The organism is Rhodoplanes sp. Z2-YC6860 (assembly GCF_001579845.1).
In the GTDB taxonomy this organism is placed as follows: Bacteria; Pseudomonadota; Alphaproteobacteria; order Rhizobiales; family Xanthobacteraceae; genus Z2-YC6860.
Genome location: NZ_CP007440.1, coordinates 1,169,516 through 1,189,103, shown reverse-complemented (window position 1 = coordinate 1,189,103; position 19,588 = coordinate 1,169,516). Strand labels below are relative to the sequence as shown.

General features: G+C 63.3%; 16 protein-coding genes. 8 read left to right on the top strand and 8 right to left on the bottom strand.

Annotated elements, in window-relative coordinates:
* Entirely contained in the window at positions 1 to 984 is a 984-nt protein-coding gene (locus tag RHPLAN_RS05480; protein ID WP_068014567.1) for a Bug family tripartite tricarboxylate transporter substrate binding protein, read from the top strand.
* Here RHPLAN_RS05480 and RHPLAN_RS05475 read toward each other — a convergent pair whose 3' ends face one another.
* Positions 985 to 1,593: an isochorismatase family protein gene (locus RHPLAN_RS05475; RefSeq protein WP_068014565.1), complete on the bottom strand. Its 609-nt coding sequence runs from the start codon at positions 1,591 to 1,593 to the stop codon at positions 985 to 987.
* 100 nt (positions 1,594 to 1,693) lie between these two features.
* Here RHPLAN_RS05475 and RHPLAN_RS05470 point away from each other — a divergent pair, with 100 nt between their 5' ends.
* Positions 1,694 to 3,073, top strand: coding sequence for a DUF3500 domain-containing protein (locus tag RHPLAN_RS05470; RefSeq protein WP_068014562.1), 1,380 nt, complete (start codon positions 1,694 to 1,696; stop codon positions 3,071 to 3,073).
* A gap of 7 nt (positions 3,074 to 3,080) precedes the next feature.
* Here RHPLAN_RS05470 and RHPLAN_RS05465 read toward each other — a convergent pair whose 3' ends face one another.
* The 3 genes from RHPLAN_RS05465 to RHPLAN_RS05455 form a co-directional block, all read right to left on the bottom strand.
* The gene (locus RHPLAN_RS05465; RefSeq protein ID WP_084244363.1) at positions 3,081 to 4,646 is read right to left on the bottom strand and encodes a tripartite tricarboxylate transporter permease; all 1,566 of its coding nucleotides are present in this window, start codon (positions 4,644 to 4,646) and stop codon (positions 3,081 to 3,083) included.
* Positions 4,647 to 5,318 (bottom strand): tripartite tricarboxylate transporter TctB family protein, encoded by a 672-nt coding sequence (locus RHPLAN_RS05460; RefSeq protein ID WP_084244361.1) that lies wholly within the window; start codon positions 5,316 to 5,318, stop codon positions 4,647 to 4,649.
* 170 nt (positions 5,319 to 5,488) lie between these two features.
* Entirely contained in the window at positions 5,489 to 6,688 is a 1,200-nt protein-coding gene (locus RHPLAN_RS05455; protein ID WP_068014558.1) for a M24 family metallopeptidase, read from the bottom strand.
* 218 nt (positions 6,689 to 6,906) lie between these two features.
* Between RHPLAN_RS05455 and RHPLAN_RS05450 the strand changes: the two genes are divergently transcribed.
* The 5 genes from RHPLAN_RS05450 (at position 6,907) to RHPLAN_RS05430 (ending at position 14,702) form a co-directional block, all read left to right on the top strand.
* Positions 6,907 to 9,822 carry a penicillin-binding protein 1A gene (locus tag RHPLAN_RS05450; RefSeq protein ID WP_068014556.1) on the top strand — a complete coding sequence of 972 codons (2,916 nt, stop codon included), beginning with the start codon at positions 6,907 to 6,909 and terminating at the stop codon, positions 9,820 to 9,822.
* A gap of 51 nt (positions 9,823 to 9,873) precedes the next feature.
* On the top strand, positions 9,874 to 10,863 hold the full coding sequence (locus tag RHPLAN_RS05445) for a substrate-binding domain-containing protein (RefSeq protein ID WP_068030636.1): 990 nt from the start codon (positions 9,874 to 9,876) through the stop codon (positions 10,861 to 10,863).
* Between the two features lie 299 nt (positions 10,864 to 11,162).
* A complete protein-coding gene (locus tag RHPLAN_RS05440) occupies positions 11,163 to 12,080 on the top strand; it encodes a tetratricopeptide repeat protein (protein ID WP_068014554.1) in 918 nt (305 codons plus the stop codon).
* A gap of 3 nt (positions 12,081 to 12,083) precedes the next feature.
* Positions 12,084 to 13,628 (top strand): class I SAM-dependent methyltransferase, encoded by a 1,545-nt coding sequence (locus RHPLAN_RS05435; protein ID WP_068014552.1) that lies wholly within the window; start codon positions 12,084 to 12,086, stop codon positions 13,626 to 13,628.
* A gap of 120 nt (positions 13,629 to 13,748) precedes the next feature.
* A complete protein-coding gene (locus RHPLAN_RS05430) occupies positions 13,749 to 14,702 on the top strand; it encodes a dihydrodipicolinate synthase family protein (protein WP_068014549.1) in 954 nt (317 codons plus the stop codon).
* Positions 14,703 to 14,705: 3 nt separating this feature from the next.
* Here RHPLAN_RS05430 and RHPLAN_RS05425 read toward each other — a convergent pair whose 3' ends face one another.
* A complete protein-coding gene (locus RHPLAN_RS05425) occupies positions 14,706 to 15,245 on the bottom strand; it encodes a cupin domain-containing protein (protein ID WP_068014547.1) in 540 nt (179 codons plus the stop codon).
* A 113-nt stretch (positions 15,246 to 15,358) separates the two neighbouring features.
* Here RHPLAN_RS05425 and RHPLAN_RS05420 point away from each other — a divergent pair, with 113 nt between their 5' ends.
* A complete protein-coding gene (locus tag RHPLAN_RS05420) occupies positions 15,359 to 16,201 on the top strand; it encodes a shikimate dehydrogenase (RefSeq protein ID WP_068014546.1) in 843 nt (280 codons plus the stop codon).
* 86 nt (positions 16,202 to 16,287) lie between these two features.
* Here the strand turns inward: RHPLAN_RS05420 and RHPLAN_RS05415 are convergent, their stop codons facing one another.
* The 3 genes from RHPLAN_RS05415 to RHPLAN_RS05405 all read right to left on the bottom strand — a co-directional run bounded on the left by RHPLAN_RS05415 (position 16,288) and on the right by RHPLAN_RS05405 (position 19,581).
* Positions 16,288 to 17,925 (bottom strand): lytic transglycosylase domain-containing protein, encoded by a 1,638-nt coding sequence (locus RHPLAN_RS05415; RefSeq protein ID WP_157100073.1) that lies wholly within the window; start codon positions 17,923 to 17,925, stop codon positions 16,288 to 16,290.
* Between the two features lie 202 nt (positions 17,926 to 18,127).
* Complete coding sequence (locus RHPLAN_RS05410) at positions 18,128 to 18,811, bottom strand: class II aldolase/adducin family protein (RefSeq protein ID WP_068014542.1); 684 nt, start codon at positions 18,809 to 18,811, stop codon at positions 18,128 to 18,130.
* A gap of 50 nt (positions 18,812 to 18,861) precedes the next feature.
* Positions 18,862 to 19,581, bottom strand: a complete 720-nt coding sequence (locus tag RHPLAN_RS05405) for a class II aldolase/adducin family protein (protein ID WP_084244357.1) — start codon at positions 19,579 to 19,581, stop codon at positions 18,862 to 18,864.
* Positions 19,582 to 19,588: the final 7 nt, after the last annotated feature.

Sequence of the window (19,588 nt, the reverse complement as noted above, 5' to 3'; positions counted from 1 at the left end):
ATGAAATCAACGCGCCGCAGGTTCCTGCAACTGGCTTCGTCGGCAGCACTCGTGCCCGCTGCGCCTTACGTGGCCCGCGCGCAGGGTGGCTATCCCAACCACCCGGTGCGGATCATCGTCGGCCAGGCGGCCGGCAGTTCATCCGACATCACGGCGCGGTTGATAGGCCAATGGCTGTCCGAAAAGCTCAACGGACAATTCATCGTCGAGGTGCGGCCAGGCGCCACCGGCAATATCGCGACCGACTTCGTCGCTCACGCGCCCGGTGACGGCTACACGTTGCTGCTGCTGAATGCGCAGAACACCATCAACGCCACGCTCTACGAGAAGCCCAGCTTCGACTTCCAACGCGACATCGTTCCCGTCGCAGGCGTCGACCGCGTCACGCTGGTGATGGAGGTCAATCCGTCATTCCCGGCCAAGACCGTGGCCGAGTTCATCGCTTATGCCAAAGCCAATCCCGGCAAGGTCAACATGGCCTCGGCCGGCATCGGCGGACCGCAGCATGCCGCCGGCGAGATGTTCAAGTACCTCGCCGGCGTTGACATGGTGCACGTGCCCTATCGCGGGTCGACACCTGCCGTGACCGACCTGCTCGGAGGCCAGGTGCAGGTCATGTTCGACGTCACGCCGACCTCCGTGCCGCAGATCAAGAACGGCAAGCTGCGCGCGCTCGGCGTGTCGACGCCGACGCGCATTGCAGCGCTGCCGGATGTGCCGCCGATCGCCGAAACCGTGAAGGGCTACGAGGCCAGCGCGTGGGTCGGCATCGGCGCGCCGCGCGGGACGCCTGCCGAAATCGTGGCTCTGCTCAACAAGCAGATCACGGCTTCGCTCAGCGACGACACCATCAAGAAGCGCCTGGGCGATCTCGGCGCCGACCCGCTGCCGCCGATGTCGCCGGCGGATTTCGCGAAGTTCGTCTCCGACGACGTCGCGCGCTGGGCGAAGGTGATCAAAGCGACGGGCATGAAACCGGGATAGTCAGTCGACCGCTGCTTCCGGCAGGTCGTCCGGGAACGGCCCGAAGGCCTTGATGATCTTGTCGGCGTGGCGGCTCGCGCCGACCGCTTCGAGCAGCTCGAAATACAGCGTCTTGTAGGACAGGAACACCACGCCCTCGGCGCGCAGCCGCGTCTTGGCGGCCTCGACATCGCGCGCCGAGGAGAACAGCGTTTCCTCGACCGCGAAGACCTCATAGCCGAGACCGATCAGGCCGAGGCAGGATTGCAGGACGCAGACGTCGGTCTCGCAGCCCGCAACGATCGCCTGCTTCTTCTTGAGCTTGGCGAGATGACTTTTGATCTTCGGCTCCTTGGTGAGATCGAAGAAATCCTTCTCGAAGCGCGCGGCAAGGCTGGACGGCATATCCCGAAGGGTTTCCTCGACCGGCTCCGGCAACGAGCCTTTCATCTCAAGCGGCCGTTCCAAAGTGGCGATCATCGGAATCCGGAAATAGCCGAGCAGCCGGACGAGATTCACCGTGTTGGCCTCGATTGCGCTGCGCTGCCGCGCTTCGAGCTGCATCAGGAAGAATTCCTGCACGTCGATGATGGCGCCGCAACATCGGTCGGCGGCGATCCGCTTCGCCATGACGACGTTCCTTTCCTGCCGAAACCCTGCGCCCTGCATGTTAGTGGGGCTGGGCGGCCTCCGCCACGTGCGGTAGCGTCATGCCGGGAGTGAATCGAACATGAGCGCCGACGACTACCATCCGTTTGTGCCCAAGCCCCACGAATCCAAGATCGCGGGCCCGACCGCACGCGAGCATGCTCAAACGCGCATGAAGAATCCGCGCGCGCAGGGACTGTTCGGCAAATGGCAGGAGATGTTCAACGAGCCGTTCCGGGGGATCACCACGGCGGGGCAAGCCATTCCCGGGCTGTTCGCGGTTGCGCCGGAAGGCGCACCGGTCGAAGCGATGATCGGAGCCGTCAACGCGCTGCTCGCGCGCCTGTCGCCCGAGCAGAAGAAAGCGTCATGCTTCCCGGTCGATTCACCGCAATGGCGACACTGGCAGAACACCGAGCTCTATGTCGAGGATTATGGGCTTCGCCTCGACGAGCTGAACGAGCCGTTGCGCGACGCCGTCATGGCGGTGCTTCGCGCCAGCATGAGCCAGCACGGCTACGAGCTGTCGCGCGACGTGATGAAGCTCAACCGCTTCCTCGGCGATCTCGTCGGCGGGCCTGCGGTGATGGGCGAATGGAGCTACATCTTCTGCCTGTTCGGCACGCCTTCGATGGCCGAGCCTTGGGGCTGGCAGCTGTTCGGCCACCATCTGGTGCTGAACTGCTTCGTGCTCGGCCGGCAGATGGTGTTGACGCCGGCGTTCTGGGGCGCCGAGCCGTCTTACGCCGACCACGGACCGTTCAAGGGCATTCGCATCTTCCAGGACGAGGAACGCGCAGGCCTCAGCCTGATGCGCTCGCTCTCGGCCGATCAGCAGAAGCGCGCCATCGTCGCGCATTCGATGATGGGCGGCGATCTGCCCGAGGGCCGGCGGCACTTCGCCGACAACCTGCATCTCGGCGGCGCGTTCCAGGACAATCGCATCGTGCCCTATGAGGGGCTCAAGGGCAGCGAACTCACCGCGTTGCAGAAGCGCGACCTGATGGACCTCGTCGACAAATACCTGATGTCGCTGCCCGACGGCCCGCGGCGGGCGCGCCTCGCCGAGGTGGAGCGGCATCTCGACGACACGCACTTCTGCTGGATCGGCGGCTTCAGCGAAGAGAGCCCGTTCTATTACCGGGTGCAAAGCCCAGTGACCTTCATCGAGTTCGACCACCACGCCGGCGTGTTCTTGACCAATGCGGAGCCGGCCAAATTCCACGTCCACACCATCGTGCGCACGCCGAACGGCAACGATTACGGCTTCGATCTCTTACGCCAGCACTACAAGCGTTCGCCGCATCACCGGCAGATGCAAGAGCAGCAACAGCAGCAGGCCAGGCACGAAGGGCACGGCCACGGCCACGGCCATCATCACCACCATGGATCCGGTCCGCGCCGGCATCACCACGGCGACGGCAATCACCATCATCGCCATGGCGATGATGGTGACGCGTGACCGCAGACTACTTGGCGTTGACCCGCTGGAGCTGGGGCGACGACAGTGACTGATCGACCACGGCCTCGGCAGCGGCCGTGTCCTTTTTAGACCCGCGCAACCGGAAGAAGATCTGCGCGCCGATCAGGATCACGCACAGCGCCAGGAAGAACGCGCTGATCGGCTTCTCGATGAAGGTCATCAGGTCGCCGCGCGAGATCAGCATGGCGCGCCGGAAGTTCTCCTCAAATCTCGGACCAAGCACGAAGCCCAGCAGGATCGGCGCCGGCTGGAAGCCGAGCCGCATCAGCACATAGCCGAGGATGCCGATCACGATGACCTCGCCGACCTGGAAGAAGTCGTTGTTCGCGGCATAGACACCGATACAGACGAAGAACAGCGCGCTCGGATAGAGATACTTGTATGGGATCATCAGCATCTTCACCCAGATGCTGATCAACGGCACGTTGAGCAGCACGAGAAGGATGTTGCCGATCCAGAAGCTCGCGATCAGGCCCCAGAAGATATCCGGATGCTCTTTGATGAGCTGCGGGCCGGGCACGATGCCTTGGATCATCAGCGCGCCGAGCAGCAGCGCCATTACGGCATCGCCCGGGATGCCAAGGCTCATGGTGGGAATAAAGTCGCCCTGCACCGAGGAGTGCGTCGAGGCCTCAGGTGCGGCCACACCGCGGATCTCGCCCTTGCCGAAGTCCTGCGGATTTTTCGCGACCTTCTTTTCGGTCGCGTAAGCCACGAAGGACGCAATCGTCGGACCGGTGCCCGGGATCAGAGAGCAAAGGCTGCCGACGATGGTGCCACGGATCATGGCCGGGAACGCCCATTTGAACTCGGCCCAGCTCGGCCGCATGTCCTTGAGCTTGACGTTGGAATAAGTGGTGTTGATCGCGCTCGCCTGATTGACGCTGTTCATGAACTCGGCGATGCCGAACAGGCCGAGCGCGAGCGCCACAAGCTCGATGCCGTCGGACAACTCGGTAAAGCCGAAGGTCAGACGTTCGGCGCCCGTCTCAAGATCGGAGCCGACCAGACCGAAGACCAGTCCGAGCACCGTCATGGCGACACCCTTGAGAGGCGAACCACGTGCGAGCGTTGAGCCGGCCAGCAGACCCAGAAGCATCAGCGAGCACACTTCGGCCGGGCCAAACTTCAAGGCCACGGTGACCAGAAGCGGCGCAAGGAACATCATCTCGGTGATGCCCCAGGATGCGCCGATGAACGACCCGATCACCGTGATGCCGAGCGCGACACCGCCGCGCCCCTGCTTCGTCATCGGGAAGCCATCGAGACATGTCACGGCATGCGGCGGATGACACGGCAGGTTGAGCAGAATGGAGCAGATCGCGCCGCCATACTGCGAGCCGTAGAAGATGCCAGACAGCATCAGGATGGCGCCAACCGGCTTGATGCCGAAGGTCAGCGGCAACAGGATCGAGATGGTCGCGAGCGGGCCCATGCCCGGCAACACGCCGACCATGTTGCCGATCAGCACGCCGAGGAAGCAGTACATCAGGTTGTGCGGCTCAATCGCGACCGTAAACCCGTACCAGAGATCAGTGAGAGCGGTTTCCATTTAACGCCACCACACTTGGAGTGGCGACTTCCACTCGAGGACCGGCATCGGAATCTGAAGCAGATAGTGGAACAGGGCGACGCCGAATATCGTCACCACCGAGGCGAGGATGAGCGCCCTTTTCCAGTTCATGTCTTTGTCGCCCAACCCGGAAACAAAGACGCAGGCGAAGGTCCCCGGTGCCATACCACCGATGGTGCCGAACACAATGAACAGGAACGGCCCTGACAGGATACAGAGCCAGGCGAGCCACTGCGGATGCGGAGGCAACAGGTTGTCGTCGCTGGCCTCGCCGTGCGTCTCGCCTTCCACCGCCGCTTCGACGGTTGCGGTGGCCGCGATCATCACGCCAAGGATAATGAGAATGACGCCCAGCACGGTCGGCATGAAGCCTGGGCCCATGCGCGTCAGTGTTCCGATGTGATAGTTCGGGCCGTTCACCGCAGGGATAAGGCCGAACAAAATCATGAGGCCGCCCGCGCAGAAATCACGGCGGTGCTTGAACATATGCGCAAAGAAACTCGCTTCGCGCCGTACGCGTTCTAAGGCCAAAACGCTACCTCCCGCCCGGACCTCTCCGGTGCGATGTTGTTGTTCTTGCGCCTTCGCCCCACACGCCATTGTCTCGACGCGAAACACAGCGCGAAGCGGTGCAAGAGCCGTAGCGCTCAACACCGCTCATCAAATTTGGGTACCAGAGAAGCCGGCGGGGAAATAATTAAAATAAATTCAGGTTGCGACCCTCAGCAGAAAAACGGGCACGCATTCGCTGAACTGGGCGCCCGATTTGCAACCATCGCTGGCGGCGGAATGTCGCAGCCGTGTCGAGATATCGGCAAAAATCAGACGTCGATCTCGATGATCTCTTCCGGGAACTGATGGATGCGGTCGCCCGGCCCGTTGCCACCGATGATGTAGTTATCGCACAGCCAGTTGAGATAGCCGCCGTGAGCGTAGGTGGGGTGCACGACGATGTTCATGTCTTTCTGGATGGTCCAGGGCTCGTCGTTTCGGATGAGCGGCCGTTCGACCAGGTCGTAGCCCTGGCCGTGGCAATAAAGCCGAGCCTCTTCGGGCCGGCCGTGCTTGCGCATGAAGGCGTTAAACGCCTCCCAGATGTCCTTGCAGGGCGTGCCGGGCACGAGCATGTCGAGGGTGAGCTTGCGCCCCTCCTTCACCATCTCGAGCTCATCTTTCATCTGCTGCGGCACCTTGCCGAGCACGCAGCTCCGGCCAAGCTCGGTGTACATGCCGCCGGGGCCGGAATCCTCGACCAGCAGCGCAAAAGCGTCGCCCTTCTTGATGGTGCGGTTCTGCACGTGGCGCTGACCGAACTTGGCCGCCGTGCCGGGCGGTGCCGAAGCGCAGAGATAGATGCCGTTCTCGCTGCCGTGGACCTGGCTGTAATGCACCGCGACGGCGGCGACCTCCGTGTCACGCATGCCGGGCTTGATCGCCGCGAAGGCCGCCTTCATGGCGCCGTCCTGCATGATCGCGGCGCGACGAACGAGCTCGAGTTCCTCGGCGCTCTTGATCACTTTGATGCGATCGACCATTTCGCTCGCGTCGGCATAACGCGCCGACGAGAACTTCTTCATGATGAAGTCGCCCATGGCGAACGACATCTGATAGATGCCGACAAAGCCGATGGTGGCGCGCGCGTAAGGCTGCAGCGCCTTGGCGGCGAGTTCCGGGTCGTAACTCTGGGTATAATGCGCCGACTCGTAGCTCGGCGTGGTCAGCATCCGCTTCACGCCGCGCCAGGTGTCGCCCGGCGGCCGGCCATCGCCGTTGAACGGGCCCTGGCAAACCACCGTCATCTCGTCGTCAGCCGGGAAGACGACCGTTTGCGGATAGCCGTTGGTCGCCGGCATGTCGGTGAACCATTTGACGTAGCCGCCCATGTGATCGTTGTTGTTCTGCATCAGCAGAACGTCGATGCCTTCGCGCTTCATCGCCGCGCGGGTCAGACCCCAGCGGCGCTCGAGTTCTGCAGTCGAAATCGGCGTCTGCAGTCGCTCGCTCAAACCGTTGCCAGCCATCGTTACCTCCCGGGCTTCTCTGATTGCGGCATTAACGCTTTAACGCATTGACGATGCAAGGTAAATTCCGTGGTTCTCGCCGCACGATTTCGCCAACGGCAGTTGGCAGCCGCACAGGTCACGAAATATTTTCCAGCAGCGGTCAGGAAACCATAACCGTCAAATGGCCTTCTTGTATAATTAACACGCTGCGGAGCCCTCCCAGAGCATGCTGATACATGGAAGCCATTCTCGTTAAGGTGTTTGCCACGGCCCTGGCGCTGAGCCTGGTCATGACCCGGCCGGATACGGTCAAAACCCAATTCGATCCCGTCCAAGACAAGGCTCAAGTCCTCAAGATCCTGGGGGACGGCTGCGACAGCATGCGGAAGGCCTTCAATATCGAGAACATCGATCTCGACGGATTGATCGAGACGGTGATGACCGACAAGCAGGCCACGGCTGGCGAAGTCGCCGGCTTCAAGGGCATCAACTTCAACGACCTGTTTCTCGCCTACAAGCAGTTCTGCAAACACGAGAAGATCGACAAAGAGGTCGTCGACATCGGCGAGGTGATCGAGTTCTACAACCGCGCCGCCGCCGACCTGCCTGACCACAACCGCCTCAAGGGTCTGAAGCTTCCCGAAATGACCACGGTCTACGACGGCTCCGGCGCCAAGTTCGCCGAGCTGTTCGAGCCCGACGGCCGCCGGCAATGGGTGCCGCTCTCGCAAATCCCCGAGATCGTGCAGAAGGCGTTCATCGCGGCCGAGGACAAGCGCTTCTACGAGCATCCCGGTGTCGATATCCGCAGCGTCACGCGCGCCTTCATGAACACCCTGGGCGGCGACAAGCGCCAGGGCGGCTCGACCATCACTCAGCAGGTCGCGAAGAACCTTCTCGTCGGCGACAGCGTCACCTTCGAGCGCAAGATCCGCGAGGTGCTGGTCGCCACCCGCCTGGAGAAGGTGCTGAGCAAGCAGGAAATCCTCGAGATCTATCTGAACTCGATCTATCTCGGCCGCTCGGCCTGGGGCGTCGACCTCGCCTCCCGCGCCTACTTCGGCAAGCCGGTGAAGGACGTGAACACCACCGAGGCGGCATTCCTCGCGGGCCTCACCAAAGGCCCGGCCTATTTCAATCCGGACAAGTATTACGGCCGCGCCCAGGAGCGCCTCGCCTATGTGCTGAGCCGCCTGAAGGACGACGGCGTCATCAACGCCGATCAGTACAGCGAGGCGGAAGCGACGAAGCTCACGTTCGTTCCGGTCAACCGGGTGCGCCGCGACACCGGTTTCCATCTGGTCGACGAGATCGGACGCGAGGCACGGAGCGTTGCCAACATCAGCCGGCTGACCGGCAATTCCTACCAAGTGAAGTCCACCATCCAGCCGGCAATCCAGCGCGCCGCAGAAGCCGCGCTTCAGGAAGGGCTTGCGCAATATGAACAAGGCGCCGGCCGCGTCGAATTCCGGGGCGCGGAAGCCAACGTCGGCGATGCGATCAAGAAGCTCGACCTCGACCGCAAGGCCAACCAGGACAAGCCGAGCTGGCAGGTCGCACTCGATCAGGTGCGGTTGCCGCTCTACGACGTGCACTGGACGCCAGCCGTGGTGGTCGAGCGGCGCGGCGAGTCGATCCGGGTCGGCCTGCCGGACGGCCGTATCTTGCCGCTGTCGACATGGGGCGCGCGAACGCGTTCGCGTATCAACCTGTTCGATGTGCTTTATGTCAAAGTCATCGAGAACACGAACGCCAATCTGAACAACCAGAAATCCAACGTGGGAGTCCGCGTCGAGCTTCGCGTGCGGCCCCATGTGCAGGGCATGACGCTGGTGATGGAGAACAAGACCGGCCGCATCCTGGCGATGGTCGGCGGCTTCTCCTATCCGATGAGCCAGCTCAACCGCGTGACACAGTCACGCCGTCAGCCCGGCTCGTCGCTCAAGCCTTTGACCTATCTCGCGGCACTGGCACACGGCCTGCAGCCGAACACGCTGGTTCTGGATGCGTCGATCACCTATCCGCCGATCAATGGCGTCAACCGCTACACCCGCTCCACCGACTACTGGTCGCCGCGCAACTACGAGGGCGGCGGTTCGGGCACCACGACATTGCGCCGGGGGCTGGAGCAGTCGAAAAATCTCGTCACCGCGCGCCTGCTTGACGGTGGCATTGGCGACACGCCCCAGGAAAGCCTCGACACGATCTGCGCGCTTGCCGTGAAGGCGCAGATCTATCCGCAATGCGTGCGATTCTATCCGTTCGTGCTCGGCGCCCAGCCGGTGCGGCCGATCGATCTTGCGGGCTTCTATGGCGCCATCGCCAACGAGGGCAAGCGGCCGACCCCGCATGTGATCGAGCAGATCTCGCTCGACGGCAAGGTGCTCTACAAGGCCGACGAGTCGCTGAAACCGCTTCCGGTCGATCCCGCGGCGGTGTTCCAGCTTCGCACGCTGCTGCAAGGCGTCGTCGCCCGCGGCACCGCCGCGCGCATGAGTTCGCTGTCCAGCTTTGTCGGCGGCAAGACCGGCACCAGCGACGACTTCAACGATGCCTGGTTCATGGGCTTCAGCAAGGATGTCACGATCGGCGTCTGGGTCGGTTATGACAACGCCAAGGGCAAGAGGACTCTTGGCCAAGGCCAGCAAGGTTCGCGGGTCGCGTTGCCGATCTTCCAATCGATCATGAAGTCGGTCTGGGCCGACTATGCGCCGCAGCAGCCGCTGCCTGGCCCGTCACCGGAGGCTGATCGCCGCCTGATCGCGCTGCCGATCGATCTGCACTCGGGTGCGCGGATCGAAACCCGCAGCCGCTCGGCGTTCATGGAATACTTCCGGCTGGACGAGAGCGGGCGGCTTGACGAGTCGCAATACCGCCTGGTGTCGCGCAACCACGATTATTCCGTGGGCAGCGACGACGACTACGACGACGGCCGCAGCAGCAGTTCCGGCGGCGGCGGCTTCTTTTTTCCGCCGTTCTTCTCGCGCCGCTTCGAAAGCCAATCGCAGCCGTCATACCGGGCCCGCGAATCCGATTCAGGTTTCGGCCGGCGTCCGCCTCGCGGCGCTTTCCCGCAGCAACAATATGAACCGGACGGAGGACGCGGCCCATTCGGCGGCTTCTTCGGCGGCGGACGAACCGGCGGCTTCTGATCCCATCGACATCTCCACCAACCACATCAACATCATTTGCCGGGGGGCATGATGGCCAAGCTCAAGCTTTCGCTGGCGACCACTGACTACGACCATTTCCGCGATTTCCGTCTCGGCACCGTGCAGGCCGAAGGCATCGAAACCATCTGGTCGATGCTCGGCCATCACGAGATCTTCGCGCGCTTCACGTTCGACCGTGAATGGGACGCCGCCGAATTGTCGTTCGCCAAGTTCACCGCCCAGGTGACGCGGAAGGACTCCGACATCATCGGGCTGCCGGTGGTGTGCTCGCGGCTGTTCCGCTTCTCGTCCTTCTACGTCAACAAGAAGAGCAAGATCAGGACCGCGAAGGACCTCAAGGGCAAGACCATCGGCTCGCCCGAGTGGGCGCACACCGCGGCGGTCTACATGCGCGGCTGGCTCAACGACGAGCACGGTGTGGCGTTGAAGGACGTGCATTGGTATCAGGCCGGCGCCAACGAGGCCGGCCGGATCGAGAAGGTCGAATTGAGCCTGCCCAAGGGCGTCAAGCTCACCCGCGTCAAGGACAAGTCCTTGAGCGAGATGTTGGCCTCGGGCGAGATCGACTGCGCGCTGATCGCGCGGCCGCCGGACTGCTTCCGGCAGGGCCATCCGGACATCGTCCGGCTGTTCCCCGATTTCACCGAGATGGAAGACAAGTATTACGCAGCCACCAAAGTGTGGCCGATCATGCACATCATCGCGCTGCAAAAGCATGTGCTCGATGCGAACCCGTGGGTGGCGCGCAATCTCTTCAACGCGTTCCTGCTCTCGAAGAATCGCAGCATCGAGCGGCTGATGGACCCGGCGGTGTCGCGCTACCCGGTGGCTTCGCTGCCGACCTATATGCGCAAGACGGCAGACCGGTTCGGCAACGACACCTTCCCGTTCGGCATCGAAGAGAACCGGCCGACCTTCGAGCAATTCCTGCGCTACACCTTTGAGCAGGGCATCGCGCACCGCCGCGCCAAGCCCGAGGAAATCTTCCCGAAGGGCATCATGACCAGCATCCGGGTCTGAAACCGGCACCTCTCGACACGTTCAAAACAAATTGACCGCCGACGACGGCCCGCGCTTTTCGCTCGTTCCAATCGGGACGAGCCGCAGAATCGCTTGTGTCCATTGCCTGGAACGGTGACGTAACACCTTTACGACAGTTCAACCGCGCATCATGCCTTCGACGCGGGGCAGTCATCCCACCCGCCTGCTAGCGCGTCGCCGCCCGGCCATTCAATCTCAGCGCAGCCTCGCAAGGTTCGGACTTATTCCCAATCCTGCGGGCCAAAATAAAAACGTTTGCTGAACTGCTGGGAATTGGAATGGGCAAGAACGTGCGGCGCTCCGGCGGTCGGAGCGTCTCCGCTGCTGGCGACTCGCCAGCGGAATCGATGCTTCGCGCGGCATTGTCTCACCATCAGAACGGTGAGTTCGCAACGGCTGAAGCCATCTATCGAAACATCCTCGGCACCAGACCGCACCACGGTCAGGCTCTCTACAACCTCGGCATCATCGGATTGCAGACCCGGCGTCTCGATCTTGCGGCAGAGATGCTGACACGCGCGATCGCTAGGGACGGGCACAACGCCGAATGGCACTACCATCTCGGCCTCGCCGAACAATGGCGCGGACGTTTCCATGAAGCGGCCGCGCATTACGCCGAAGCTTTGCGGCTTGAGCCGAAATATGCCGAAGCCTACACCAATATCGGCAACGTGCTCAAGGAGACCGGCCAGTTGCGCGAGGCGGCGCAGCACTACGAGGCAGCGTTGCGTTTGCGGCCCGATGCCGCCGAGTTGCACACCAATCTCGCCAATGTGCTTGCCCAAAGCGGCGACTTCGACAACGCCGTGGCCCATTACCGGCGCGCGATAAATCTGCAGCCTGCTTTCGCCGAAGCCCACAACGGGTTGGGCATTGCCCTGATGGCGATGGGCCAGCCGCAAGACGCTGCCGAATGCCACAAGCTGGCACTGATGCTGAAGCCGAGCCTCGCTGAAGCTCACGTCAATCTGGGCTGGGCTCTGCTTGGGCTCGGGCGCACCACCGATGCGCAGCCGGCGTTCGAGCGGGCATTGGCGCTGCGGCCGGATTCTCTCGATGCGCATAGAGGACTGGTTCGCACGCTGCTCGCCGGGCGGTACCGCGACGATGCGGTCGAAGCCGCCATGGCGGCCCTGACCATTCGCGAGACGCCGGAAACCAAGGCGCTGTTTGTGGAAGCGTTGCTGCGGTCCTGAGCCATGCTCGACACCGGCAAGCTGCGCGGTTTTTTGCAACGGGCGCTGGCCGAGCGTTGGACCCGTCCGGCGATGCTGGTCGGCGCGATTTCTCGCGTCGTGGCGGAAAACGACCATGTTCGTGATGCGCTCGTTCGAGCGGCGCGGATATCGTTGAAGTCGCCGAACGCAAAAGACATTCTTGATCCGGCAAGCCTTGCCGCGTTGACCGGCGACACGCTCTTTCGCTGCCTGTTGCGTTCGTCGCGCGTGACCGGGATGGCGATGGAGCGGCTGCTGACAGCAGCACGCTCGCGTCTGCTGCAGGCAGCGATTCACGACAATCACGTTTCCGATCCCGATCTGCTGGCATTCTACAGTGCGCTTGCCGAACAGTGCTTCATCAATGGCTATGTGTTCGGCACGACGGAGAACGAACGCGATCAAATCGATGCACTGCGTGCCTCCCTCGACTCCGGTTTGGAGACGGACGATCCCATCCCGCTGCTACGGCTCGTCGCGGTTGCGGCCTATATGCCGCTCCATCGGATCGCGGGAGCGGAAGCGCTGCTTCGACGCTCGTGGCCAAAGCCGGTCGCCTTGCTGCTGGATCGTCAGATCCTCGAACCGATTGAAGAACGCCGCCTCGCGGCCACGATTCCGGCATTGACCGCGATCGAAGACAGCGTGTCGCGCGCGGTGCGAAATCAATATGAGGAAAATCCGTATCCGGTCTGGGTGGGAGTGCCGCAACCGCAGAAGCGCTCGACACTGGAAGCCGAGCTCGCCGCAAAGTTTCCGCATGCACCGATCCGGGCCCGGAAGGACAACAGTCGCACCGACATCCTGATCGCGGGCTGCGGCACCGGACAGCAAGCGGTCGAAATCGCGGAGCAATACGCGGGCGCGTCCGTGCTGGCGGTCGATCTCAGCCTCGCGAGCCTCTGCTACGCGAAGCGCCAGACCGAAGCTCTCGGCCTGCGCAACGTCGAGTACGCACAGGCGGACATCCTTCAGCTGGGCGCGCTCGACCGAAGCTTCGACCTCATCGTCTCCACAGGCGTGCTGCACCATATGGCGGACCCGGAGGCCGGCCTTGCGGTGCTGCTGTCCCGTCTGCGCAGCGACGGGATCCTGCTGCTGGGCTTCTATAGCGAGTTGGCGCGGCAGGATGTCGTCGCCACTCAGCGCTACGCCGCCGAACGCGGTTTCACGGCCACGGCCCACGACATCCGCCGCTTCCGCCAAGACATCATGGACCTCGATGACGGATCGCCGTTGAAGGCCATTGCAACGGTGCCGGATTTTTACAGCACCAGCGAATGCCGCGATTTGCTGTTTCACGTTCAGGAGCACCGGATGAGCCTGCCCACCATCAAGGCGATGCTGGCCCGGCATGATCTGGAGTTTCTCGGCTTCGAGATCGATCCCGCCACGCGCGGCCGGTATGCCGCGGCACATCCCGCTGACCGGGCAATGCGCGATCTCGATGGCTGGCATGCCTTCGAACAGCGGCATCCGAAGACCTTCGCGGGAATGTATCAATTCTGGGCCCAAAAGCGCACGTAAACGCTATTCGCATTCGATCCATGCCGGCGTTCCTTACCGAGGCGTTTTCGTGCATAATGCCGGCGTCCGGGTTCGCGGCGCGGCCCGGACAATTTCATGCCCGTCCGATGGAGACCGCAAATGCCCCGTCACTCCGCCTATGTCCCCCACGGTGTCATCCCGGCCGTTCTGCTGCCGTTCTTTGACGACCTCTCCATCGACGAGGCGAGCTTCCGCAAACACCTGCGCGACGTGACCGCTGTTGAGGGGCTGTCTGCCATCACCATCAATGCACATTCGACCGAGGTTGCGTCGTGCACCTTCGACGAGCAGCGCAGCGTCCTGGAGATCGCGGGCGAAGAGGTCGGCAGCAAGACTCCGATCGTCAACGGCATCTGGGCCGACGGCAGTGTCGAGGCCGCCCGCCTCGCCAAGATGGCGACCGCCGGCGGCGCATCGGCGCTCCTGGTGTTTCCGCCGGCGCCGTTCACGCTTGGCCAGCACGCCGGCATGGCCGTCGAGCACTTCCGGCGCATTGCGGATGCCACCGACCTGCCGCTGATCGCGTTCCAGTATCCGCTCGCCACCGGTCAGGGCTATCCGAACGAAACCATCCTGCGGATGATCGAGGAAATCCCGACGCTGAAGGCGATCAAGGACTGGGCCGGCACCGTGCAGCAGCACGAATGGCATGTCCGCACGCTGCAGAACCTGTCCCGGCCGTTCAACGTGCTGTCGACGCAGAGCTCGTGGCTGATGGCGTCGCTCACGCTCGGCTGCAAGGGCTTGCTCTCCGGCAGCGGCAGCGTGATCGCGGACCTTCAGGCGCAGCTGTTCCGCGCCGTGCAGGCCAACGACCTGGCCACCGCGCGGGCACTCAACGACCGAATCTATCCGCTGGCCACCGTGTTCTACGCCCAGCCTTGGGTCGACATGCACAACCGCATGAAGGAAGCGCTGGTGCTGATGGGCAAGCTGCCGCGCGCCGTGGTGCGGCCGCCGCTCGTCAAGATCGAGCGCGCCGAGATCGAGCGCATCCGCAAGGCGCTGGTCGAGGCCAAGCTCCTGCCGGCGACGAGCGCCAAGGCGGCGTAAGCCTTACACCGGCTCGGCGTCGATCAGCACGAAGGCGATACAGCACGGCTCCTCGGTGCGGTTGCTCCAGGCGTGGCTCGTGCCGCGCTGGATCAGCACGTCGCCGGCCTTGAGCAGCACCTCGCCCTCGTCCATCAGCGCGTAGATCTCGCCCGAAAGCACGATCGCGTAGTCGATCGTGCTGGTCTTGTGGAAGCCCGGATGGCGGGTGTTGCCGAGGTCGCGGGAATAGCCCTCCGACGTGGCGTTGTGTGAGGAGCCGGGCGAGCGCAGGCTCGCCACGCGCTGAGAATCCGGCGGATACTCGACGACGCGGAATTTCGAGCCGTGCTTGGGCGGCGGCAACCGCTGCGGCTGGCCCGCAGTCGCATCCTCGTTGCCGGCATTGCTGGCGGGCGTCGCGCTGGTCTCCCAGAACTCGGTGACCGCTGTCGCGCCAGGGCCCCGGTCGAACACCGCTGGCGCCGGGCCGTCGGAGACGAAGATCGAGCGGCCCTGGGCGTTGTGGCCGGTGACGACGCGGCGGAAGGGGCGTGGCGACATAGGTACGGCGCTCTCTTTGAAAGAAGACGAGATTAGTACGCTTGACGAGACGCCGCCACGGTGTGCTTGCTGCTGGCCGCTTGAGTGTCTGTGTGTCTCGATCCGGATGTCCGATGGCCGCCAAAGACCGCTTTCTCCTCGCCGCCGTGATGGGCTGGCCGATCCATCAATCGCGCTCGCCGGCGCTGCATAACTTCTGGTTTGCCCAGCACGGGCTCCAAGGCAGCTACGTGCCGCTGGCCATATCGCCCGAGCAGCTCGAAGCAGCCCTTCGTGCGCTGCCCGCGCTCAACTTCGCGGGCTGCAATCTCACCATTCCGCTGAAGCAGGACGCCATGAAGATCGTCGACGAGGTCGACATCACGGCCAAGAAAATCGGCGCGATGTCTTGCGTCGTGGTGCGGCCGGACGGCTCGCTTGCCGGCTCCAACAACGACTGGTTCGGCTTCACGCACAACATCCTGGAATTCGTGCCCGACTGGCGCGCGGATGCGGGGCCGGTCGCCGTGATGGGTGCGGGCGGCGGCGCCCGCGCCGTGGTCTACGGATTGATGGAGCGCGGTGCGCGCGAGATCCGGCTGTGCAACAGGACGCTCGCCCGCGCGCAGACGCTGGCGAAAGAATTCGCCGGTCCGATCACGGTGGTGCCGTGGGAGCAGCGCCACGACGCGGTCGAAGGCGCGGCGATGCTGGTGAACGCCACCAATCAGGGCATGATCGGTCAGGCAGCGCTCGATCTGCGCCTCGACAAGCTGCCGGTGACGGCGCTGGTCAATGACATCATATACAACCCGCGCGAGACGCCACTGATCGTCGCTGCGCGGATGAGAGGCAACCGCACCGTGACCGGGCTCGGCATGCTGCTGCACCAGGGCATCCCGGCTTGGCAGGCCTGGTTCGGCCTCTCGCCCAAGGTGACACCAGAACTGCGCGCGTTGATCGAAGCGACGCTGTAGCGTCGCGCTTGGATCGAAGCGATACTGTAACGCCGCGCTTGGACCGAGGCGGCCCTATAGCGTCGCCCTGCCTCCCGGCGTCGCGGTCAGTACGGCCTCAGGCTGTCGGAATAACTGAAACGGAGAGAGTGCGCAGCGCGGCGCGGCTGAGCACGCCTGGCCGACTCTTTCGCGCCGGGCTTATCGGGCTTGGCCTCGTCGGCCCTGCCGCCGCCGAGCCCGACCATCTCGGACTTGGTGACTTCCGGCCCCGCCGGCTCGGTCTTGGACAGGTCGATCTTGCCGAGACCGTTGACATCGCGGCCGGCCGCATCCATCGAATCGTCCCGGCTCGCGACCAGCAGTGCCGAACGCTCGAGATCACGGTCGGTCGACTTGGGCGCGTTCCTGTTGCCAAGCGGAATGAACGTCTTGATCTCGGGACGGCGCACCGCCTTGGCCATCGCCCGCTCATCCGCTTTGTCGCGCTGCGCGGTCTTCATGGCCTGAGCGCCAACGTGCCTCGCGGCTTTGGCGGCGGCGGTCCTCGCCGCGAGTTGCCGATCTTCCAGGCGCCGCAGCACCTCAAGGACCATCGCGGCGACACGCGCGCGCCAGCCGCGCTCGGTGCTTTCCGCCATGATCTCAGCCGGCACCGCCGGCTCGGGCTTGTCGCGCATCTGGCTCGCGGTCGAAGCGAGTTCCGAAATGAGTTTCGCTGTCTTCACCGTCTTGGCTTGCGCCTGCACGGCCTCGACCACTTCGGCGCACGGCGCCTTGGCCGGCATCAACAGCATCTCGGGATCATTCTTCGCGCCGATCCAGTCCTCGGCCTGCTTGCCTGTGACGCGGACCACGTAATTGCGCGTTTCGCCCGGCAGGTCGCCGCGCTTGGCAAGCCAGTCGGCGATGCGCCGCGGGCCGGCGTTATAGGCCGCGGCCGCAAGGCCGAGATTGCCGAATTGCTTGCGCAGATCGCCGACGAACTTGCCTGCCGCATTCAACGCGTGGATCGGCTCGAACGGATTGATCAGGCCGACCTCGACAGCGGTTTGCGGCATGAACTGCGCGATGCCCTGCGCGCCGGCGCGGCTGATGGTGCGGCTGTCGAAGCTGCTCTCCTGCCAGATGAGGTTGGCAAAGAATGGGACCGGCAAATTGTTGGCTTGCGCCACCGAAGCAACAGCACTGCAGACGAGATCGCGCGACGGCTGACGGCGCGGACTGACCACGACCTCAACCGGCTTGGCGCGCGGCTCGACGTATTCGGAAGCAGCGTCGCTCTCGATCGAATCGCCATAAGGCTCGGCGATCTTCTCGATCACCGAAGCAGGCAGTGGCTTGACGGTATGGCTGGTCGAATAGGCAAACGAAGTCTTGGCCGGTGATGGCGAGTCGGTGGTAGCCCATACCGTCGATGCGGATGCACCCAGCATCGCAACGGCGATGGAAAGCTGTTTTCCGATTGTCACTCCCCACCTGCAGGTGCCTTTGACTTGGCGGCCCGCTCCCTGTTGTCCCTGCCCAAACGTCCGATCGTCGAAGCGTGCATGATCGCCCGAACGATTCGTAACCGCAATTTGAGCCCGGGGTGTGTACGCCAAAGACATGCCCGGAAACAACCTCGTGGAACATCTGGTTCCATCCGGGACCATATGAATTGCCGCTATGAAAAGCGACGATCGGCGAAAACGATGCGAAAAGACGTCGATTTGGTGCGGTTTTCTCCGATCAAGGTTCCACACGGTGCAGTTCGGCAACAGTGCGAAACATATTTTGACCTGAGCGCGGGATGCGGGGTCAGTTATCGCAACAAAGCGCAATAACTTTTGAAAATACCAGCACGATGTTTCAAACGGCGCTCGCAGGCAGCAACGATCGGTCGCGCGGCCGAATCAGCGCCGCGCAATGGTCCGAATCGCGCCGCAATTCGTGACGTGATCCGCTTCAGGAAATTTTCGAACGGTAGTGGTCCCAGGTCTTCTTGAAGAGAGAAGGCGAGCGCAATTTCTGCCGGCATGCGGCCTGCTCTTCGTCGCTGAACACGTACGGCTCGCCGATCTGCATCGCCATGTACTGCCGTCGCGCGTTCTCCTCGACATAAGCTGCATAAGCGAAGCACTCGAGCACACTCTCTGCAGCAGCAACCACGCCGTGAGCCTTCAACATCACCACCGGGTTGTCGCCCATCACACCGACCATCTTCTCACCCATCTCGCGGGTGTTGACGGACATCGGCGAATTCATCACCGGCAAGTCGCCAAGCAGCGAGGCCTGCGCGTAGACCACCTTCTGCGGCACGCCGGTCATCGTGAGATAGGTCGACCACTGCGGATGGGTGTGAAACACCGCTCCGATCTTGGGCCGCGCGCGATAGACCTCAGCGTGGATCGGAAACTCCAGCGGCGGCTTGACGTTCGAGCCATCGACCGGCCGGCCCTCGAGATCGACCGCGACGATGTCCTCGACCGTAAGGCATGAGCGCATCGAAGCGCCGGAATTGATGTAGAACGAATTGGCGTCGCGCCGCACGCTGCAATGACCGTTGTGATCGATGTATTCCGCATGCTCGAGCATGCGGATCGCATCGACGAGCTCCTGCTTGATCTGCTGCTGCGACGACTCCTGCATGACGTTCACTCCACCTACACTCTCACGTACCCGATCTTCGAACGCGAAGATTACGGCATCACCCGCTTCTTCCACAAATCCCATGAACGGCCGACGGTCTGCACATTGACCACGTCGGCAATCCGCCCCTCCTCCGCGTCGAGCGCTGCGACCGGGCCGCCGAGCGCCAGCACCTGATGCTGAATGTTGGCGCTGGTGACCGTGAAGATCGCGCGGAACACGGCGACCGGCAGCGACGGTCCGACCGCGACCATGCCGTGGGCGCGAAGGAGCCCCACCGGCTTGTCGCCGAGCACTGCGGCCAGCGCCGCGCCCTTCTCGGCCGAACTGATGACGATGTCGGTCGTGCCGAACTTGTCACGGATGTCGAACACCGGCACGCCGGCCGCCAGAAACGCCGCGTTGTGATACATCGCGCGCATCGGCACATTGGACAGCCCGAACGCAATGGTCGAGGGCGAATGGCTGTGCGCGATCGCCATCACGTCCGGCCGCGCCTTGAAGATTTCGCCGTGCAGATAGCGTTCGATGAAGCCGTTGCGGCCGCGCGGATCGATGGCGTTGCAGTCGAGATCGAACTCCATGATGTCGTCGGCGGTGATCATCTGCGGCGCCAGCGAACGCGACATCAGAAAGCGCTCGGCATGGCCGGGATGCCGCATCGACACGTGTCCGGCGGCGTCGAATACACCTTGATCGGCGAGAATCCGGCTTGCCGCCGCGAGGTCCTCAAGCACGGACCGATCGACCGCCCCACCCGAACTGCTCATGACTGCT